Annotated in this window: 15 protein-coding genes and 2 pseudogenes; 12 read left to right on the forward strand and 5 right to left on the reverse strand. The window is 39.0% G+C overall.

From position 1 onward, the window contains the following. Nucleotides 1-221: 221 nt before the first annotated feature. The gene (locus GZ996_RS08055) at nt 222-650 is read right to left on the reverse strand and encodes a CoA-binding protein (protein ID WP_162011785.1); all 429 of its coding nucleotides are present in this window, start codon (nt 648-650) and stop codon (nt 222-224) included. A gap of 232 nt (nt 651-882) precedes the next feature. Beyond that, complete coding sequence (gene polA, locus GZ996_RS08060) at nt 883-3,519, reverse strand: DNA polymerase I (protein ID WP_162011786.1); 2,637 nt, start codon at nt 3,517-3,519, stop codon at nt 883-885. A 90-nt stretch (nt 3,520-3,609) separates the two neighbouring features. Here polA and GZ996_RS08065 point away from each other — a divergent pair, with 90 nt between their 5' ends. From GZ996_RS08065 to GZ996_RS08090, 6 genes and pseudogenes are all read left to right on the forward strand, one after another. Then, nucleotides 3,610-4,608 (forward strand): ArsR/SmtB family transcription factor, encoded by a 999-nt coding sequence (locus tag GZ996_RS08065; protein ID WP_162011787.1) that lies wholly within the window; start codon nt 3,610-3,612, stop codon nt 4,606-4,608. A 266-nt stretch (nt 4,609-4,874) separates the two neighbouring features. Next, nucleotides 4,875-6,113 (forward strand): MFS transporter, encoded by a 1,239-nt coding sequence (locus tag GZ996_RS08070; RefSeq protein ID WP_162011788.1) that lies wholly within the window; start codon nt 4,875-4,877, stop codon nt 6,111-6,113. A gap of 62 nt (nt 6,114-6,175) precedes the next feature. Next, nucleotides 6,176-6,949 carry a TatD family hydrolase gene (locus GZ996_RS08075; protein WP_162011789.1) on the forward strand — a complete coding sequence of 258 codons (774 nt, stop codon included), beginning with the start codon at nt 6,176-6,178 and terminating at the stop codon, nt 6,947-6,949. Nucleotides 6,950-7,122: 173 nt separating this feature from the next. Beyond that, nucleotides 7,123-7,689, forward strand: a complete 567-nt coding sequence (gene rnmV / locus GZ996_RS08080) for a ribonuclease M5 (protein WP_162011790.1) — start codon at nt 7,123-7,125, stop codon at nt 7,687-7,689. Next, nucleotides 7,686-8,945: a hypothetical protein gene (locus GZ996_RS08085; RefSeq protein ID WP_162011791.1), complete on the forward strand. Its 1,260-nt coding sequence runs from the start codon at nt 7,686-7,688 to the stop codon at nt 8,943-8,945. The genes rnmV and GZ996_RS08085 overlap by 4 nt, the downstream gene beginning before the upstream one ends. 34 nt (nt 8,946-8,979) lie before the next feature. Next, nucleotides 8,980-9,075, forward strand: a pseudogene (locus tag GZ996_RS08090) (DUF1697 domain-containing protein); the annotation flags it as partial. Between the two features lie 78 nt (nt 9,076-9,153). Here GZ996_RS08090 and GZ996_RS08095 read toward each other — a convergent pair. Continuing rightward, nucleotides 9,154-10,551, reverse strand: a pseudogene (locus GZ996_RS08095) (ISNCY family transposase). A gap of 463 nt (nt 10,552-11,014) precedes the next feature. On the opposite strand from GZ996_RS08095, the gene GZ996_RS08100 reads away from it, so the two are divergent. Continuing rightward, nucleotides 11,015-12,244, forward strand: coding sequence for an ATP-binding protein (locus GZ996_RS08100; protein ID WP_162011792.1), 1,230 nt, complete (start codon nt 11,015-11,017; stop codon nt 12,242-12,244). Here GZ996_RS08100 and GZ996_RS08105 read toward each other — a convergent pair. Next, nucleotides 12,241-12,432 (reverse strand): putative holin-like toxin, encoded by a 192-nt coding sequence (locus GZ996_RS08105; RefSeq protein WP_162011793.1) that lies wholly within the window; start codon nt 12,430-12,432, stop codon nt 12,241-12,243. The genes GZ996_RS08100 and GZ996_RS08105 overlap by 4 nt on opposite strands. A gap of 146 nt (nt 12,433-12,578) precedes the next feature. Between GZ996_RS08105 and GZ996_RS08110 the strand changes: the two genes are divergently transcribed. The 4 genes from GZ996_RS08110 to GZ996_RS08125 all read left to right on the forward strand — a co-directional run bounded on the left by GZ996_RS08110 (nt 12,579) and on the right by GZ996_RS08125 (nt 15,825). After that, entirely contained in the window at nt 12,579-13,451 is an 873-nt protein-coding gene (locus GZ996_RS08110; protein WP_162011794.1) for a hypothetical protein, read from the forward strand. A gap of 20 nt (nt 13,452-13,471) precedes the next feature. Then, a complete protein-coding gene (gene rsmA, locus GZ996_RS08115) occupies nt 13,472-14,344 on the forward strand; it encodes a 16S rRNA (adenine(1518)-N(6)/adenine(1519)-N(6))-dimethyltransferase RsmA (protein WP_162011795.1) in 873 nt (290 codons plus the stop codon). A gap of 66 nt (nt 14,345-14,410) precedes the next feature. After that, nucleotides 14,411-15,034 (forward strand): MBL fold metallo-hydrolase, encoded by a 624-nt coding sequence (locus tag GZ996_RS08120; RefSeq protein ID WP_162011796.1) that lies wholly within the window; start codon nt 14,411-14,413, stop codon nt 15,032-15,034. Nucleotides 15,035-15,180: 146 nt separating this feature from the next. Beyond that, nucleotides 15,181-15,825, forward strand: coding sequence for a lipoprotein (locus GZ996_RS08125; RefSeq protein ID WP_162011797.1), 645 nt, complete (start codon nt 15,181-15,183; stop codon nt 15,823-15,825). A gap of 61 nt (nt 15,826-15,886) precedes the next feature. On the opposite strand, the gene GZ996_RS08130 is transcribed toward GZ996_RS08125, so the two are convergent. Continuing rightward, nucleotides 15,887-17,080 (reverse strand): MFS transporter, encoded by a 1,194-nt coding sequence (locus tag GZ996_RS08130; protein ID WP_161979651.1) that lies wholly within the window; start codon nt 17,078-17,080, stop codon nt 15,887-15,889. Nucleotides 17,081-17,169: 89 nt separating this feature from the next. Here GZ996_RS08130 and GZ996_RS08135 point away from each other — a divergent pair, with 89 nt between their 5' ends. Next, nucleotides 17,170-18,015: a helix-turn-helix domain-containing protein gene (locus GZ996_RS08135; protein ID WP_162011798.1), complete on the forward strand. Its 846-nt coding sequence runs from the start codon at nt 17,170-17,172 to the stop codon at nt 18,013-18,015. Nucleotides 18,016-18,039 lie beyond the last annotated feature (24 nt).

An 18,039-nucleotide genomic window follows, 5' to 3' on the forward strand; every position in this document is an offset into this window, starting at 1 on the left:
TCGATGACATCCAAAATCGTAATATTAGGGTCTTTTATTCCGAGTAGGTTTGTGATAAAATCGAATTGTTCCATATGAGTCTTTCTAATGAGTTGTTTTGTCGCTTTTCATTATAGGTCATATGGGATTTTTTCTATACTCAAAAAGGCTCCATAATCTCTGCGGGGAATTTACCCACTATAGAAATTATAGAGCCCTAATTAAATAATCTTCAAAGCCTATTAACTTAGCTCTGCGTGGTCTATTTTGATGCAACGGTTCATAACGATGTTGTGGCGTCCTGCTGATCGTAGGAGGATTTCGGCTTCTTGGTTTTCTAAGCCTAATTGTGCCCAGAAGATATCGGCGTCGGTGTCAAGAAAATCTTTGGCAACGTCAGGAAGAAAGTCACTGCGTCTAAAAACGTCTACGATGTTGATGTGGACTGGTACGTCTTGTAGCGATGCGTACGCTCTTTCCCCTAAAACCGTTGAACCTGCTAGTTTAGGGTTGACTGGGATGATGGTATAGCCAGCGTCTTTGAGGTAGGAAGCTACGCGATATGCGGCGGTTTCTTCACGATTAGAAAGGCCAACGATGGCAATGGTTTTGCTCTCCTTGAGGTATTTCTTGATCGTGGTGTCGTTTGGATTTTGAAAATGGTAGGTCATGGGTGTCTCCTTTTCTGATAGGTTTTGACATCAGTATATCATATTTTGAACAAATGTTAAGGCGTGAGGTTCACTAGAGAAGGAGAAAATAAAATCGGTAGGCAAATGCCCACCGACTTTAGGAGATTAATATGAAAAAGAAAATTATTTAGGATGTTTACATTATAGAGTATAATTCTTAAGATAACATTAAGATTAGCTATTTTTTTGAAAAAATGTCATTTTTCAAGCATTATTTTGCTTCATACCAAGTTTGTCCGTAGCTGCCATCAACTAATAGGGGAACTGTTATCTTAATAGCGGTTTCCATGATTTCTTGTACCAATTGTTGCACAGCTTCTAACTCTTCTTGAGGGACTTCAAGAACGATTTCGTCATGTACTTGGAGAAGCATTTGCGCTTTGTAGCCATTTTCAACTAGAGCCTTATCAAGGTTAATCATAGCGATTTTGAGAATATCAGCTGCGCTACCTTGGATTGGTGAGTTGATGGCGGTACGTTCTGCGAAGTTACGGACATTAAAATTACGAGAATTGATATCAGGTAATTCTCGGCGACGTTTGAATAGCGTTTCTACGTAGCCTTTGTCTCTAGCTTCACGGACAACGGTCTCCATGTAATTTTTAATGCCAGGGTAGCGTTCAAAGTAAGTGTCAATATATTCTTTGGCTTTTTTGCGCGTGATGCCTAGATTATTTGACAAGCCGAAGTCTGAAATGCCGTAAACAATGCCAAAGTTAACGGCCTTGGCGTTTCTACGATCATTTGCGGTAACGTCTTCTGGTTTATCAATGCCAAAGACACGCATGGCAGTCGAGGTGTGAATATCAGCTCCTTCTTGGAAGGCTGCAATGAGATGTTCATCACCTGAGATGTGGGCGAGAACACGCAATTCAATCTGTGAGTAGTCTGAGCTTAGGAGCACCGCATTGTTACTAGAAGGAACAAAGGCACGACGAACGAGGCGACCTTGTTCAAGGCGGATAGGAATGTTTTGGAGGTTAGGGTCTGTTGAGGAGAGGCGTCCTGTTTGGGTTAAATCCTGAACGTAGCGGGTGTGAATTTTGCCGTCTGCTAAGATGTAATTGGGCAATCCCAAGAGATAGGTAGACTGGAGTTTGGTAATTTGGCGGTAATCGAGAATTTTTGCTACAATCGGTGCAATAGGTGCGAGTCGTTCAAGCACATCCACAGCTGTTGAGTACCCAGTTTTTGTCTTCTTGGTCATTTCTACAGGCAGTCCCATTTTCTCAAAGAGAATTTCACCTAGCTGCTTTGGTGAATTGATATTGAATGCCTCACCAGCCATCTCGTAGATATCTTTGGTGAGTCGATCGATGACCAGCTGATTTTCGATTGCCATTTCGGCAAGGGTTTCACTTTGCACGGTGATACCTGTGATTTCCATTTTAGCAAGGACATTAGCTAGTGGCAATTCCATGTCAAAGAGGAGTTGTGATTGATCGTGCTCGGCTAATTTTTCCAGCATGATTGGTTTAGAGTCTACTAAGACTTTTATTTTTTTGGCTAAATGGCTGAGCAGGGCACCTTTTTCAGGGACGGCACGCTTGGCTCCCTTGCCATAGACTGCTTCATCTGTTTCTAGGGGTAGAGCTGTGTAAAGACGGGCAATGGTTGAGAGTTCATTATCTTCAACAGTTGAGAGTAGATACTTTGCTAGGCGAGCGTCATATTGTGCCGTTGGTAACTCGATACCTAGATGGCTAAGCAGAACTTTACTGCGTTTGAAATCATAGGTATTGATTGATTGAGAAAGGGCATCTTTGAAAACTGGTGTGGTTAATAAATCTAGATTTGTTGACGCATAGACTGCTCTGCTATTTCCCCAAGCAAAACCGATGATGTTTTCAATATGGTAATTGTCATTTAAGATTTCAAAGTAGAAGAAGTCTTCGTCGGTAAATAGGTCTTCAGTGATTGCTGTCGGTTCGGTGTAGGAAACCTCGAAGGTTGGTACCTCTTGGCCAGAGAGACTATTTTTGAACTGAATAAAGCCCATCTCGTCGTAGAAATTAGCCAAGGTTTCAATGTTTGGGCCTTGGAAGCGCGTGTCTTCTAAGCTGACAGTAATCGGAGATTGGGTATTGATGGTAGCGAGGGTTTTAGACAGGAAGGCCTGCTCTTTATCGTTGATGAGATTTTCTTTCATCTTAGAAGCTTTCATACCATCGATATTATCATAAATGCCTTCTAAGCTACCAAAGTCATGGAGGAGCTTGAGACCTGTTTTTTCACCGATTTTAGTGACCCCAGGGATATTATCTGATTTATCTCCCATGAGGGCTTTGAGGTCAATGAATTGAGTAGGGGTGATTCCCATTTTTTCCATGAGGTAAGCAGGGGTAAAGGCTTCGAATTCAGCAACTCCTTTTTTCGAAATCTCGACAACGGTATTTTCATCAGCCAGTTGGATTAAATCTTTATCTCCTGAAACAACAGTAATATCAAAGCGCTGACTGTCCTGCTCTGCCATTTTTGCCAAAGTCCCAATGATATCGTCAGCTTCGTACTGTGCTAGGTCATAAAAGGCAATGCCACGTGCTGCCAGCATCTTACGGATATAAGGGAACTGCTCACGGAATTCCTCAGGTGTTTTGGCACGACCAGCCTTGTAGTCGGCAAACATTTCCGTACGGAAGGTGGTTTTGCCAGCATCAAATGCCACGAGGATGTGGGTCGGCTGCACGCGCTCAATCAGATGATCCAGCATGAGGTGGAAGCCGTAGATAGCGTTGGTGTGAAGACCGCTGGCATTTTTGAAACGGTCAATCTGATTATAGAGGGCAAAAAAAGCTCTGAAGGCTACAGAAGACCCGTCAATAAGTAATAAGTTATTCTTGTTTTCCATAGGAATATTATAGCATAACTTGGGCGAGTTGCCTTTTACTTTGGTCAGGGGTATAATGAAATAAGATAGTTATCTAATAAAGGAGTTAATATGGGTTTTATTATTAACCATTATCGTAATCGTATTGAGGATTTTTTACGTGTGCCAGCTATGGTAGCTAGAGGTGAATCAGATTGGTTGGCTGATTTGAATGCTAAACAACAGACAGTACTAACAGATGTTAGTTCTGATTATGAAAGGCTTTACCAGAGCCTGCAACCGCTACGACGTGAGTTACTAGAGACTGGGCTTTTTGAACCCATGTGGGTAGGATTGGCGCCCTTGCTCTACCTTTATTTATTAGGAAAAGGTTATGATCCTCAGACAGAATCTGATTTTTTAGAGTTGTTGAGTGGTCTATCTGTTGAGCAATTTAGAGAAGCTCTTGCTATGCGCTTGGGAACTGAGCCTAAAGTGCAACATCTTTTAGCAACTCTTGAAACGAGCGATCGCTCTCCAGAGGTCAAATGGTACTGGTATCAGGCTATTCAACATCCTGAAAAAACACGTGATGAGCTAGTTTGGGTTTTGAGACAAGTTTTTGAGATTTACACGCCTTTTTATGAGCGCTATGAAAATGAAGTGATAGCAGCTGAAAAAGCTTACGCAGAAGAAGCTGAAAAGTCTTCAGAACATCAAGATATTCAAGTCATCATATTATCACCTTGGATGTTGGAGTATTATGATGGAATGGTCCCTTATGCCAATCAAAAACGTTTGGTGAAGGGGTGCCGTGTTGATAGCTTGCTTGCTTGTCGTGAAGTTATGGATGATGACCGTCTGACGTTATTGTTAAAAACGATGGGAGATAAGTCACGCTATCAAGTTCTTTTGGCTCTGCTATTTCCAAATGCCAAGAATAAAGATATCGCTGAGCAACTAGGTATTACAACGGCTTCAGTTTCTTTCCATACACAAAAATTATTGAATTCAGGATTGATTAAAGTGACACAAGGTCAAGGTTATCAGATTAATGACGCTGTTGTCAGTCAGTTGTTAGAGAAGCTACAAAAAGATTTAGGGATAAAGAGGCTGGACAAAAAGGCTTAAAATAGTAATGGCTTAGATTGATGTTGTTAAGGAACATCTAGTCTAAGTCATTTTTGATTATTCAATTTTTGAGGGCTAGACAATAAAATGAGATTTTTCCCAGCCTATTTTTGTGACTTTTTCTTGAACATCTGATGTGTGATATTTTAGAGGTATAGATCTAGTCAGTTTTTTATATTTAGAATTAGATGATTATCTAATTTTTAGTTGACAAAAATTTAGATAAGTGTATAATTTTTATTAGATAACTATCTAAGGAGAACGTTATGACTATCTTTTTGAAAAATAAAACATTTCGTCGCATGCTTATTGGTGGCTGGTTTTCCAGTTTAGGAGACACTTTGTTTTATCTATCCTTTATCAATTACGTCACAGGGTATGAGTTTGCAAAAACTGCTGTGCTCTTCATTACGATATCGGAGACGATCCCGCAAGTAACCATGTTAGTGACAGGGGTGTTGGCTGATTTTCAGAAAAATCGCTTGAGAAAATACTTAACTATCAGTTTCATCAAGTGTGTGCTATATGCTTTTGTCGCTTTGCTATTGTTCCAAACCAGTCAAAAGGACTTTGGTTTACTAACGGTTGCGATTATTTGTATCATCAATTTGGTTTCAGATAGTTTGAGTTATTTTTCGGGGGCAATGCTGACGCCACTTTATATGAGGCTGATTGCTGATGATATGACAGAAGCGATGGGATTTCGTCAAGCAACGGGGAACCTGGTTCGTGTATTAGGGAACCTTCTGGGAGGTGTTTTGATTGGTGTGATGTCGATTGGCTCTATCGCAAGTTTTAATGCTTTAACCTTTCTTGTTGTTTATCTGATTTACCTTTGGATTAAGCAACCGCTTAGTCGTTTAGAAAAAGAGGAGAATAATCCTAAGGCGTTAACGCTAGAAAACACGGCAGATCATTTGAAAGAGTCACTAAAGTGTTTGTGGGAATTGAAAGATGTATTACGATTGTTATTAATCGCATCTGTAAGTTCGATTATCCTAGGATTAGCGATGCCCCTGTCAGCTATTTCATTAGTTGAGCATCCCTTTTTATCCTTGAAATCAGGGCAGTCATTGGCATTTTTAAGCATTCTTTTGACAGCCGGTTTAATTCTTGGCAGTTTTGCGAGTGGTCGTTTGGAGAGATCATTAACGAATAAAACATTATTGTACGTAGAAACATTGGCACCGCTTATTATTTTAGGGGGATTTTTGATAAACGAATTTCTTTTTGTTCTCATAGGATGTTTTATGAGTGCTTTGGCAATGGGAGTCATGCAACCACGGTTTCAAAAAGTGGTGTTCAATCTTATTCCTGAGTCTAAAATGGGTACTATTCAGTCAGCCATTAGTTTAGTTGATATTTTATTACCTTCTATTTTGACGATGATTTTTGTTGCCATTGCGGCAAGTTTTGGAATAGTTTGGGTATGTTTAGGATTAGGTTCTTTGGCCTTACTTAGTTTGTATTGTCTAAAGAATACTACTAGTTCAGAATTTTTATAAATGGTATTCTAGTAATTTTTCTTAAAGAGGCATCTCAGTCTCTTTTTTGCTATAATAAGGATATGAACATTTTTGATACGCATACCCACTTGAACGTGGATAATTTTACCGATACCGTAGCTGAGGAATTAGCTCTAGCTAAGGAAATGGGGGTGACAGCTCACAACGTGGTTGGCTTTGACCACAAGACCATTGACCGTGCGATTGAGCTGGCAGATACCCACCCAGAGATTTACTTGACACTTGGTTGGCATCCGACAGAGGCAGGTTCTTACGATAATAAAGTGGAAGCCTACCTCCTTGAAAAGCTCAAGCATCCGAAAGTGATTGCCCTTGGTGAGATTGGGCTTGATTATTATTGGATGGAGGATTCAAAAGAGGTTCAGATTGCGGTTTTCAAACGCCAGATAGAGCTCGCTAAACAGCTAGATTTGCCCATCGTGATTCATACGCGTGATGCCCTAGAAGATACCTATGCTGTCTTGGCAGAGGTTGGTGTAGGGCCTCGTGGTGGCATTATGCATTCTTACTCTGGCTCTTTGGAAATGGCAGAGCGTTTCATGGCGCTTGGCATGATGATTTCATTTTCAGGAGTAGTAACCTTTAAGAAAGCCACTGATATTCAGGAAGCTGCGCAGCACTTGCCCCTAGACAAAATCCTCGTAGAGACGGATGCGCCATATCTAGCGCCAGTCCCAAAACGGGGCAAGGAAAACAAAACTGCCTACACCCGCTACGTTGTCGAGAAAATCGCTGAATTACGCCATATGACCGTAGAAGAAGTCGCAGCAACAACAACAGCAAATGCTAAGAAGTTATTTAGATTAGAGGAGTAGAGGCGAGCGAAGTGAGCCTATTCTGAACAGCTACACCGTGGTTATAAGACTAATAGCCTAGCTATTAGTCGGGGGGATTGGCGAGACTTTAGGCTCGACAATTAGGTATGAGACAGCTTGCTGGCTGCTACCGACCCAACCACCTAAGTAGCTGTTCAAAAAGAAAAAATAATATGACAGAAAAACTAAAAATACAAGAAGTCATCGTCGTCGAAGGCAAGGACGACACCACTAATCTCCGCCGATTTTATGAGGTGGATACCTATGAAACACGAGGATCTGCTATTACAGATGAGGATCTGGAGCGGATTGAACGCCTCCATGAGCTCCGTGGCGTGATTGTCTTTACTGACCCAGACTATAACGGTGAGCGCATTCGCCGTATCATCATGGATGCCATTCCAACTGTTCGCCATGCCTTTCTGAATCGTGATGAGGCAGCTCCGAAGTCCAAGACTAAGGGACGCTCACTCGGTGTGGAGCATGCGAGCTTTGCCGATTTGCAAAAAGCCCTAGCAACCGTCATCCAACAGTTTGACGACGACAACCAATTCGACATCACCAAATCTGACCTCATGCGTCTTGGTCTCCTTATGGGTGGTGATAGCCGCAAACGCCGTGAGTACCTTGGTGAAAAACTAAGAATCGGCTACAGCAATGGCAAACAACTCCTCAAACGGTTGGAATTGTTTGGCATCACCTTGGCAGAAGTTGAGGAAGTGATGGGGGAGTATAAATGAAAATAGAAGTTGATGAATCAAGGTATTCTGAATGCGGCAATATAAAAAGAAAAAATGATGAAATATTTAGTTTTTCAAAAGTCAATGTCTATTGTGAAAAAGTTTTTAGATTTTATGGAGAGCAAAGTGACTCATTCATTTTTGATTTTCAAGATGATTCAAGTGTCAATCAATTAAAACGAATTTTAGGTATTGATTCTAAAGTGGAATCATCTATGATTTTTGTAAAAAATATAATGTTAAAAAAAAGAAAAGGATTTGAGTCAGGAAGCTGGTACAGTTTACCAATTAATTTTTTTACAACTAACTTCGAATTTACTTTGATTGAGGACGATGATGCTTTCTTTGGAGAATTTAACTATCTTGGAGAAGATGAGATTGATGTCTCTAGTTTTTTAATTAGGATTCCAGATATGCTTATAGATAGTGTTGGTTTTGATAATGAAGAATTAATTCAAAAAGAAGAATCATTGTTTTCTTTGAAAGTTTGTAAACTAAATATTGTAGTTAAAAATGTAGGAGTTGGAAATTGGAATGAAATTCGTTATGGAGATAGAGTAATTGCAGTATATGATTTTGGTGTAGGTAGTCCGCTATCTTCAAAAAGTTCAGTTTCTAGAATAATCAATTCTTCAAATATTATTCAGTCATCAAGTAAATTTATTGGCTTTATAAGTCATTTTGATTTGGACCATTATAAAGGACTGCTAAATAAAAATTTTCCACTATCGAATATTCTGGTTTTATATTTCCCAGATCATATTCCACAAACAAATACTTTAAAAAAATTATTTTCAAAATTACAGAAAAACGGTATTCCATTGAAAAAGATTGCTCGACCGGCTAAACAAAGTAGAAATGTATCTTTGCATAGAATAGGAATATTGGGATGTTTAGATATCTATTGTTCGGACAGTCTTGCTAAAAGTAGAAACAACAGTGGACTAGTTTTGGTTATTAATGGAGCAGTAAAGGTTGGTTTTTTAACCGGAGATCATAGTTACCATACTTTGGAACAACTTGTTTCTTTGTACCAAAAACAAAAGGTCTTTGTTTTACCTCATCATCTTGGTCGTGCAGGGAATTTTAATAGTGGACACTGGTCTGCATTGAAAAATGATGATATAACTATTGCTTCCACAAGGAGCGGTATATACAGAAATTTACCGATAAATAGTAGGCATGCTTTTTTTCAATCACGTACTAACTTTAAGTGTACAGAATGTTTAAATTCAGATATTATCGAGTATTTATAAATGCTACGAATATAGCATTAAGATAAAACTTGCGAAGAAAAAACTAAATACGAACTTTTTAGAAAAGAAGCTGGGCATTGTAGCGACCATGAGAAAGTTAAGTGTAGTAACGCATTTGAGTGAGATGTGAGGTTATGCTAGACTGATAGGATTGTCAATCGAAAATGACAATGTCTTGAAAAAATCGGTTAGATAAGTGAAAAATCTGTTATAATTGTGGTTGAGAGGTATTCCTCTCACAGTTGAATTCTTCATAAGATTTTCCGATTTTATGAAGGTATTGTTTGAAAGATGCAAGTTTCCACGGATGGGATTGTGGTGGAATATACTTGTGTCTTTCTTTTTTAGTTTTAAGCACCATTTCGAATTCTGTGGAGTGCTTCTCGTGTTTTAGTAACTTTCTAGTGGCATAAATAGTGTCTGCGATATTAAGGTAGATGTCTCCATCAAATGCCTCAATCACAAGTGTCTTTGTCTTACGCGTAAAATAGATTTCTTTATCTCCTTCGACGGGCAAGTAGAAGTTGTTTTGATATCGAATATGATGCCCACTATCAATCCCTCTTTCAGAGACTCTCGCTAACAGTAGGTTTCGCTGGGCTGGTTTAGGTGCTTTCTCAAACACAGACTCACTAGCTAGTCCACCAAATTGCTTGTTAAACCGTTTAATCCATCCCTTAAGATAGCGATTCGCTTGAGAGATGCTGGTAATTTGATTCCTCTGTAAATCAATTGGTAGACGCGATTGTAGAGTCTGATTAAGACGTTCTACACGCCCTTTAGCTTGAGGGATAGAAGACGTTTCAATGGCAATACCAAGCTAATGGCAAGCATATCCAAACTGTGTAAAGGTATCTTCCTCAATCTTTTTAGACTGACTGGAAGCATAAGTGAATACAGTCCTTTTATCAGTAAGGAACTGGAAAGGGATACCATGTACCTCTAGAATCTGTTCTAAGACATGATAATACCCGTTTAGCGTCTCCTGAGTATCAAAGTAAGCCCCGACAATATCACCGGAGGCATCGTCAATAGCGACATGAAGATGTGTTTCCTGTTGTCCAAACCAAGGGAATTGACTGGCATCCATTTGAATGAGTTCCCCTTTGAATTTCTTTCTTGCTCGGCTGGGATGAGCTTTGTCAGGTTCTTCAAAGAAGTTGGAAGCAGTTGGGAGTTTGGCTCCTCTTTTTTCTGCCTCCCTTTTCTTTTGTTTGGCTTCTTGTTTCAATCGTCTTTTCGTTGCTCGTTGTGTCTTTGGAGATAGAAACCCTGCTTGGTAGAGTAGTTTTCTAACAGTTGTATCTGAATAAGTGATGTTTTCTTCTTCCGCTAGTAGTTCGCAGAAATGAACAACATTTGGTCTTAAATCACCGTAACTTTGATATTTCTTGATAATCCTTCTCTTTGTTTCTAAAGACATGGCATGAGTTGGTCTTTTTAATCTATTACCATGAACGAAAGCTGACTTTCCTTTCTCTCGATAGGCTAGTATCAATTGGTTCACCTGTCTCTTGCTTAACCCTAATTCTACACAAGCCCTGTTTTTCTGTTTTTTACCCTCACAAACAGCTTTGATGACTGCGTATTTCTTTGATTCTATCATAGTTAGTTCTATTTTCCTCATCTTTCTAGTTTAACAGACGGGACATTTTCACATTCGACCTAGCTAAGACATTATCACTTTCGAATGATAGTGAGGTTATGCTAGACTGATAGAATTTGACAAAGACGGTTGATTATCATATACTGAAAACAGAAAAGGAGTTGAGCGCCAACTCAACTCCCCTCTGTAGGACCGTTTTAAAGACGGGACGGATGAAGAACAGTAAAAACCGCTACTTCGGTGTCAAAGTTGTGAAGAGCGGTTTTACTGTTTTATTTTTTTATTCTCTGCTAGTTTTCTTATTGATGCTTTAGGATTAGACGTTATTTCTAAAAAATAAAAAAACAACAATAAATCATCTGTTATTTCTAAAAAAACAAAAAAACTACAATGAATTATCTATTATTTCTAAAAAATTGAAAATAAATGACATTTAAGGTATACTCAATATGAGGTATTTATTATGAATTATATTCAACGGCCGCTTTATTTAGAATTTCTTAGAAGACATCGTGATCGTCATATTATCAAGGTAGTGAGTGGTGTTCGACGTGCGGGAAAATCGGTTCTTTTCCAGCTTTTTAAAGAGGAACTATTACAAGAAGGAGTGGAAGAAAGTCAAATTATATCCATCAATTTTGAGGATTTGACTTTTTATGATTTACGTGATTTTAAGTCACTGTATGCTTACATAAAAGCATTATTAATAGAGGATAAAAAATATTATATCTTTTTAGATGAAATTCAACATGTTGAGCAATTTGAATTGGTAGCAGATAGTTTGTTTATTACTCCTAATGTTGATCTTTATTTGACTGGTTCAAATGCGTATTTTATGAGTAGTGAACTGGCTACTAATTTGACGGGGCGATATGTTGAGATAGAGGTTCTACCTTTGTCGTTTAAGGAATATCTATCTGCTCACAATTTCCCAGAACACAAGGGAAAAATGGAAGTGTTTAATGACTATCTATTTAGTGCCTTTCCTTATTTACTGCAAACATTATCTTACGCCGAGAATATTGACTATTTAAGAGGAATCTACAATTCTATTTTGTTAAATGATGTGGTAGCGCGGTTAGGCAATCCAAGCCCTACCGTCATTGAACGGATTTTGCGAACGCTTCTTAGTAGTGTAGGAAGCCTAGTATCGACCAATAAAATCAGAAATACCCTAATAAGCCAAGGCATTTCGTTATCTCATGCTACATTGGAAAATTATTTGACAACACTAACAGATAGCTTGCTTTTTTATGCTGTTCCGCGTTTTGATGTCAAAGGCAGAGCACTATTACAACGTTTGGAAAAGTATTATCCTGTTGATCTGGGATTTCGCAACCTCTTATTACCGGATCATAAAGAAGACATAGGCCATATGTTGGAAAATATTGTTTATCTGGAGTTGAGACGTAGATATCCTCAAGTGTATGTTGGTAACATTGACAAATACGAAGTTGATTTTGTGGTTGTAACTGATTTTGGCCACTATGCTTATTATCAAGTAAGTGAAACGACACTGGCTCCAGAAACATTAGAAAGAGAACTACGGCCGCTGGAGATTATTAAAGACCACTTTCCAAAGTACCTTTTGACAATGGACACCATCCAGCCATCTGCAAATTATAATGGCATTGAGAAGAAGAACATTATAGACTGGTTACTAGAAGGGGAGGGATGCTATGATGTTTGTTAAGGTACAGATGTTTCGGAACGATGAAAGTTGGCATAAGTAGTCAATAAACCAAGTAAAAGAATGCCAAAGTTTATCATTAGCGATAACGCTTCATAAACTGACAAGATGGCAACCTTTCCAGTGTCATAGGCATCACCTCCTAAAATAGATTTCAGAAGATGGAAAGCCTGGCTTTCTCTATTTCCCACCTCAAATAGTCACTCCCATGACTATTTGAGCCTGCGGAACTTTCCTACATTTTATTATTTGTAAAAGAATTTTGAATGAATAGTAATTAAATATAAAGAGATCTTTTGTGGTAGAATAAAGAGAGTTAAAGTCACAGGGAAGCAAAATGAAAAAAGTATTATTTCAAATGTCAAAAGAAAAATATAGTGATTCAAAGTTGTTGAGTAAAATATCAATAATTTTGATAGGGATATTCTGTATACTATTGTTACTAGATGTATGTAATATTCCAACATATCTTAATATGCCAACTGACTATAATTGGCTAGCCTTGCTTGGGAGTTTTATTGGTAGTTGGGTAACAATTTATGGTATTGTAAAAACACTGGAATTTGAAAGAGGCATTCATGAAGCTCAATCTAAAAATGAAGTGAGACCCGTTTTGAATGTATCTGGAGATATTTCTAAATTTGAATACAATGATAGTAAGCCAGATTACTCTTATTTTGTATATGAAGAAACACACTATTCATTACTAAAAGATTCGAAAATACCAAGTTTTAAATTGACTGTAAATAATCGAATTGGATTTTATCATGAATTTGAGATGATAGATAAAGGTGAAAATAAAACTATATATTTCAATACGGGACCTAAAATTTTTGTAAAAATTCGTAATATTGGATTGGGGCATGCTATAATAAATAAATTTATATTTAATAGTGGGTCTGGCGAAAGCTATGTCTATCATTTAGGAGCAGATGAGAAGTTTTCAATAGATTCTAATACTTCTAATATAATTTTATTTAATTTACCGTTATCTAAACCTAAGACAATTCAAATTTATTTCCAAGATATCCTTAAGACAGATTATTGTTATACTATGAAACTAGAATATATGGATGAATTAAACTTTAATGGAGAAAGTCATCCGAATCTAGTATTGGTTAAACAATATAATCTAGATAAGCCCATTACTAATTTTAAAATAGCAAGTAACGTATATTTTGAAGATTATTTTCCTATTGAGATATTTTAATAACATAGAAAGAAACACACATGAGAATTGCAGATTATAGCGTGACCAAGGCTGTCCTTGAGCGTCACGGGTTTACGTTTAAGAAGTCGTTTGGTCAGAACTTTTTGACGGACACGAATATTTTACAGAAGATTGTTGATACGGCTGAGATTGACAAAAACGTCAATGTTATTGAGATTGGGCCTGGTATCGGCGCTTTGACGGAGTTTTTGGCGGAGAATGCTGCTGAGGTCATGACTTTTGAGATTGATGACCGCCTCATTCCGATTTTGGCAGACACCCTGCGTGATTTTGACAATGTGCAGGTGGTCAATCAGGACATTTTGAAGGCGGATTTGCAGACGCAGATTCAAAACTTCAAAAATCCTGACCTGCCAATCAAGGTGGTCGCAAACCTTCCTTATTACATTACGACGCCGATTTTGATGCACTTGATTGAGAGCAAGATTCCTTTCCAAGAGTTTGTGGTCATGATGCAAAAAGAGGTGGCGGACCGCATTTCAGCGGAGCCAAACACCAAGGCATACGGCAGCTTGTCCATTGCGGTGCAGTATTACATGACGGCGAAAGTGGCCTTTATCGTGCCTCGCACGGTCTTTGTGCCAGCACCTAATGTGGATAGCGCCATCCTCAAAATGGTGCGCCGTGACCAGCCTTTAGTGGAGGTTCAAGACGAGGATTTCCTTTTTGATGTGTCCAAAGCCAGCTTTGTGCACCGTCGGAAAACCCTGTGGAACAACTTGACTAACCGCTTTGGCAAGTCTGAAGATGTCAAACTAAAACTCGAGCAGGCTTTGGAAATGGCAGAGCTGACACCAAGTGTCCGAGGTGAAGCCTTGACCATCGCAGACTTTGCCAAACTGGCAGACGCGTTGAGAGAACAAGATCTGTGATGTTTCGAGAGAAATGTCAGGTAAAGGCTAAGCATTAGCTACAATTTGAAAGATTAGGGGGTCAAAATGTTAAAAGAGTTGATTTATGGCAATACTAGAACCTATCTTATCAAAGGAAAGAAAGGTTATTTGCTCATAGATACAGATTGGGCAGGAACTCTTCCACAGTTTTTCAAAGCTTTGAAAAAATTGAATATAACAGTTCAAGAAATTAGTCATATTTTGGTTACGCACTATCATCCCGATCATATGGGCTTAGCACAAGATTTGATAGATTTAGGAATTAAACTGATTGTCATAGATGTTCAGAAAGATTATATTCATCAATCTGACTATATCTTTGAAAAAGAAGGAAATCAAGCATTCAAATCAATTCAGGATGATATGGTCTTAGTGCTCTCTTGTAATACTAGTAGAGAATTTTTAAGCGAGTTAGGAATTGATGGGGAAATTGTCCATACTCCTGGTCACAGTGAAGATAGTGTGTCTTTGATTTTAGATAGTGGAGAAGCTGTTGTCGGTGATCTTTATCCTTTGGAGCAGATAGTGCTATATGATAGTTCTATTTTGATAGATATATGGGATAATCTATTGGGGCGGCGATTAAACTGGATTTATTACGCTCATCCCTTACCCGATAATGTCTCTGCATGGTCTTCTATTGAGGAGTATAAACTGAGTCTTAGCTAGTGCGCACTTTAGAGTGAGAAATTATTTAAAAATTCATCCAATATGGGATGAGTTTTTTCTTTTAAGATAGGTTTACTCAAGCTATCATTTGCCTCCTATCTTTCTTTTTGTTACTATAAAAGAAAAGGCTTTCAAGGAGAGTTGTCATGAAAAAATCCCTCTATCTTTTAGGAGCGTTGCTTCTGTTAACCGCTTGTAGCAGTAAAACTAATCTAGAACCGAAACATGCATCTTATGATGACCTAGTGAGTCAGTATGAAAAGGCTGCTAAGGCTGATGCTTTTAACGAGAAAGATTATCCACTTGTGGATAAACAAATTGTCGACCTAATCAACCGCTTCTCTGGTGGTGAGGCAGATGTTTCCCATAAGACAATTGATTTAGATAAGGATGGAACAGATGAACTCCTGCTTGGTACCAAGGTTCAGGCTGGTACTGAGACCTTAACCCTCTATCTCGGTGCCTTTAGAGACCAAGATGGGAAACTGGTTGATTTGCTTAAAGACGTTAGGGTTGCGGATGCCGATCTCTTTTTCCAGTTCTATGATAATAACCGATTGGTTGTGGATAAAGCAACTGAGGGTGAAGTGGCAACCATTGTTTATGAATTGACAGATAAAGGGTACCAAGAGTTGCTGTATCAAGGTGTTGATGTGTCAGGTGACTTGACCGACGATGGGCAACTCGTCACGAAAGACCGTGAGGGTAACGCTTATGCTTCCTTCGAAGAGCAAGAAAACAAGCTCAAGGAAGTATTGGGGCATGACCGGACGGAGCAAATTATTGAGTAATGAAATAGATAAAACAGTAGTGGGATGGCTGTCTCACTACTGTTTTACGATATGAAAGTGGCTAAGAACGATGAGGTTCAGAGAGCCGTGGTGTCTTGCAGCAACAGTAAAGCAGTACTAGGCTGAATATCCCTCCGCTAATCAGAAAGGCGGTTTGGTAGGAAAAAGTGTCCATGAGAAAACCGAGTGCTGGATAAAGCAGTAGGGATAGCCCACCAACGAGGCTGCTATAAACTGATAAAATGGTTGAGCGGACAGTATTGTCACTGTTATGGTTAATGGCAGAGCTGATATATGGGAAAGCTAGGTCTATCAAGAGATTCGCTAGGATGAAGCCCAAAACCATTAGGACGGCTTGGTGCCCAGAAAAGAGAAGGACAGCGGTAGTAAAAATGGCTGTTACAATGCCAAAAAAGAGTCGAGGTGATAGTTGGTCGAAATATCGAGCAAGGTAGGCGCCTAAGATGCCACAAAAAGTTACCCCACCGATAATACTGGCAATCACACGTTCAGAGAGTCCTTGGCTTGCCAAGGCACCTTGTCCAAAAGTGACAAGGGCATTGACATAGACTTCAATAACTGTCATTGCAAGAATGAGCAAGCAGATGAGCTGGTGATTTTTAAGGGTGTGAAGGGTTAGGTGTATTTGAGAACTGACCGTCATAGAAGGTTTAGCCGATTTTGGTTTTGTCGAGATAGGAGACTTAAACTTCGACATTGCTATCCCTGATAGGGTGTAACAAAGCGCCTGCAAGGCAAAAACATGAGCATAAATCTGCTGAAATAGGCTACCGCCAAAAGCAGTTGCACAGGCAAGGACAATCAATGCTATGGTTTGGAGATTGCTCATGAGACGAAGATAGGACTTATCATGTTGGCGAGAGGTCACGTCTTCAAAGAGCAGCGCTTGGTCAGCACCGCTAGCAAGCACACTGGCAAGGGCATCTAGCATAAAGAGTAATGCCAATACCAGAAGCCTATTGTTAGATGGACTATAAGCAGTCAGCCAGAGTCCGAATGAAGAGATGGCATTTAAAGATGCCCCTAAAGCAAGAATGATTTTCTTGTCAAAACGGTCAGCAATCAGTCCAGCAGGTATCTCAGCTAGCATGCGCGTGAGGTTATATAGGGATTGCAGAAAGCCAAATTCAAGGGCAGTTACACCTAAACTGAGGCTATAAAGCATGAGAACCCCTCGACCGAATCGACCATTCATAAAGATGGTATAGAGGTAAAAAATAGAAAGATTAGACATGAATTTCCTCTTTTGATAGATTTCTAGTTGGTTTCATGCTATCATGTTTTTAAGCAAGCGTTACATTTTTTGTATAAGAGGGAAAAATAATGTTTGGAAAAATCGTCCGTCAGTTAAGACGGGATAAAGGAGTAACCTTGGAAGCGTTATCAGATGGCATATTGTCGACTTCACAATTGTCACGATTTGAGCGTGATGAATCTGAGGTAACGATTAGTATCTTTCATCAGCTCTTGCAGCGCTTAGGATTAGACTATGACGAATTGATGGCTTTCTCATCGGAGACCTCGCTGACAAAGCGTCAGCAATTTTTCCGAAAAATGGACCAGCTCTATCATCACCATAAGTTAGAGGCGCTAATTGCTTTACGAGAGGAGATTGAGGAAGCAAAGGAAGTTGATGCTTATTTTTTAACTATGTATCGTTGTGTCTTGGCGTCTTTGGAGCCATCGCTTGGCCCTTCTAAGGATACGATTGAAGCTTTGTCAGACTATCTTTTTGGTTTGGATTACTGGGGACAATACGAAATCACGCTTCTGGGAAACTGTGTTGATCAACTTGGTTATGATACGGTTTTTCTTTTGACTAAGGAATTGCTGGCTAAAAAAGCGACTTACCAATCTTTAGATAGAAATCGCCGTTTGGCTATTCAGCTATCCTTAAACGTCATGAGACGGTCAACAGACATGGGACGATTTGACGAAGCGATGTATTTGTCGGGGAAAATAGCACAGCTACTATGCTATGAGGATGAGTTTTATGAGAAAATAATTTATCGTTATGAAGAAAGTTACTTATTGTATCAACTGAAAAAAGGAGATAAGCAAGGTATGACAGAAGCCTTAGCGGTGTTACAGATTTTATCGCTAAAAAGTTTATATCCAGTCTATTTAGCGCACTTTAATGAAATCATAACGAAAAAACAACCCCTGTGAATACCTCTGAGGTAGCGGTGAATC

Source organism: Streptococcus sp. S784/96/1, from assembly GCF_902729355.1.
Classification (GTDB): Bacteria; Bacillota; Bacilli; order Lactobacillales; family Streptococcaceae; genus Streptococcus; species Streptococcus caledonicus.

Bases quoted from the DNA above. Each gene is read 5' to 3' on its own strand.
- polA (WP_162011786.1), bottom strand. From the start codon at position 3,519: ATGGAAAACAAGAATAACTTATTACTTATTGACGGGTCTTCTGTAGCC.
- GZ996_RS08055 (WP_162011785.1), bottom strand. From the start codon at position 650: ATGACCTACCATTTTCAAAATCCAAACGACACCACGATCAAGAAATAC.
- rsmA (WP_162011795.1), top strand. From the start codon at position 13,472: ATGAGAATTGCAGATTATAGCGTGACCAAGGCTGTCCTTGAGCGTCAC.
- GZ996_RS08065 (WP_162011787.1), top strand. From the start codon at position 3,610: ATGGGTTTTATTATTAACCATTATCGTAATCGTATTGAGGATTTTTTA.
- GZ996_RS08070 (WP_162011788.1), top strand. From the start codon at position 4,875: ATGACTATCTTTTTGAAAAATAAAACATTTCGTCGCATGCTTATTGGT.
- GZ996_RS08135 (WP_162011798.1), top strand. From the start codon at position 17,170: ATGTTTGGAAAAATCGTCCGTCAGTTAAGACGGGATAAAGGAGTAACC.
- GZ996_RS08120 (WP_162011796.1), top strand. From the start codon at position 14,411: ATGTTAAAAGAGTTGATTTATGGCAATACTAGAACCTATCTTATCAAA.
- GZ996_RS08130 (WP_161979651.1), bottom strand. From the start codon at position 17,080: ATGTCTAATCTTTCTATTTTTTACCTCTATACCATCTTTATGAATGGT.
- GZ996_RS08075 (WP_162011789.1), top strand. From the start codon at position 6,176: ATGAACATTTTTGATACGCATACCCACTTGAACGTGGATAATTTTACC.
- rnmV (WP_162011790.1), top strand. From the start codon at position 7,123: ATGACAGAAAAACTAAAAATACAAGAAGTCATCGTCGTCGAAGGCAAG.
- GZ996_RS08125 (WP_162011797.1), top strand. From the start codon at position 15,181: ATGAAAAAATCCCTCTATCTTTTAGGAGCGTTGCTTCTGTTAACCGCT.
- GZ996_RS08085 (WP_162011791.1), top strand. From the start codon at position 7,686: ATGAAAATAGAAGTTGATGAATCAAGGTATTCTGAATGCGGCAATATA.
- GZ996_RS08110 (WP_162011794.1), top strand. From the start codon at position 12,579: ATGAAAAAAGTATTATTTCAAATGTCAAAAGAAAAATATAGTGATTCA.
- GZ996_RS08100 (WP_162011792.1), top strand. From the start codon at position 11,015: ATGAATTATATTCAACGGCCGCTTTATTTAGAATTTCTTAGAAGACAT.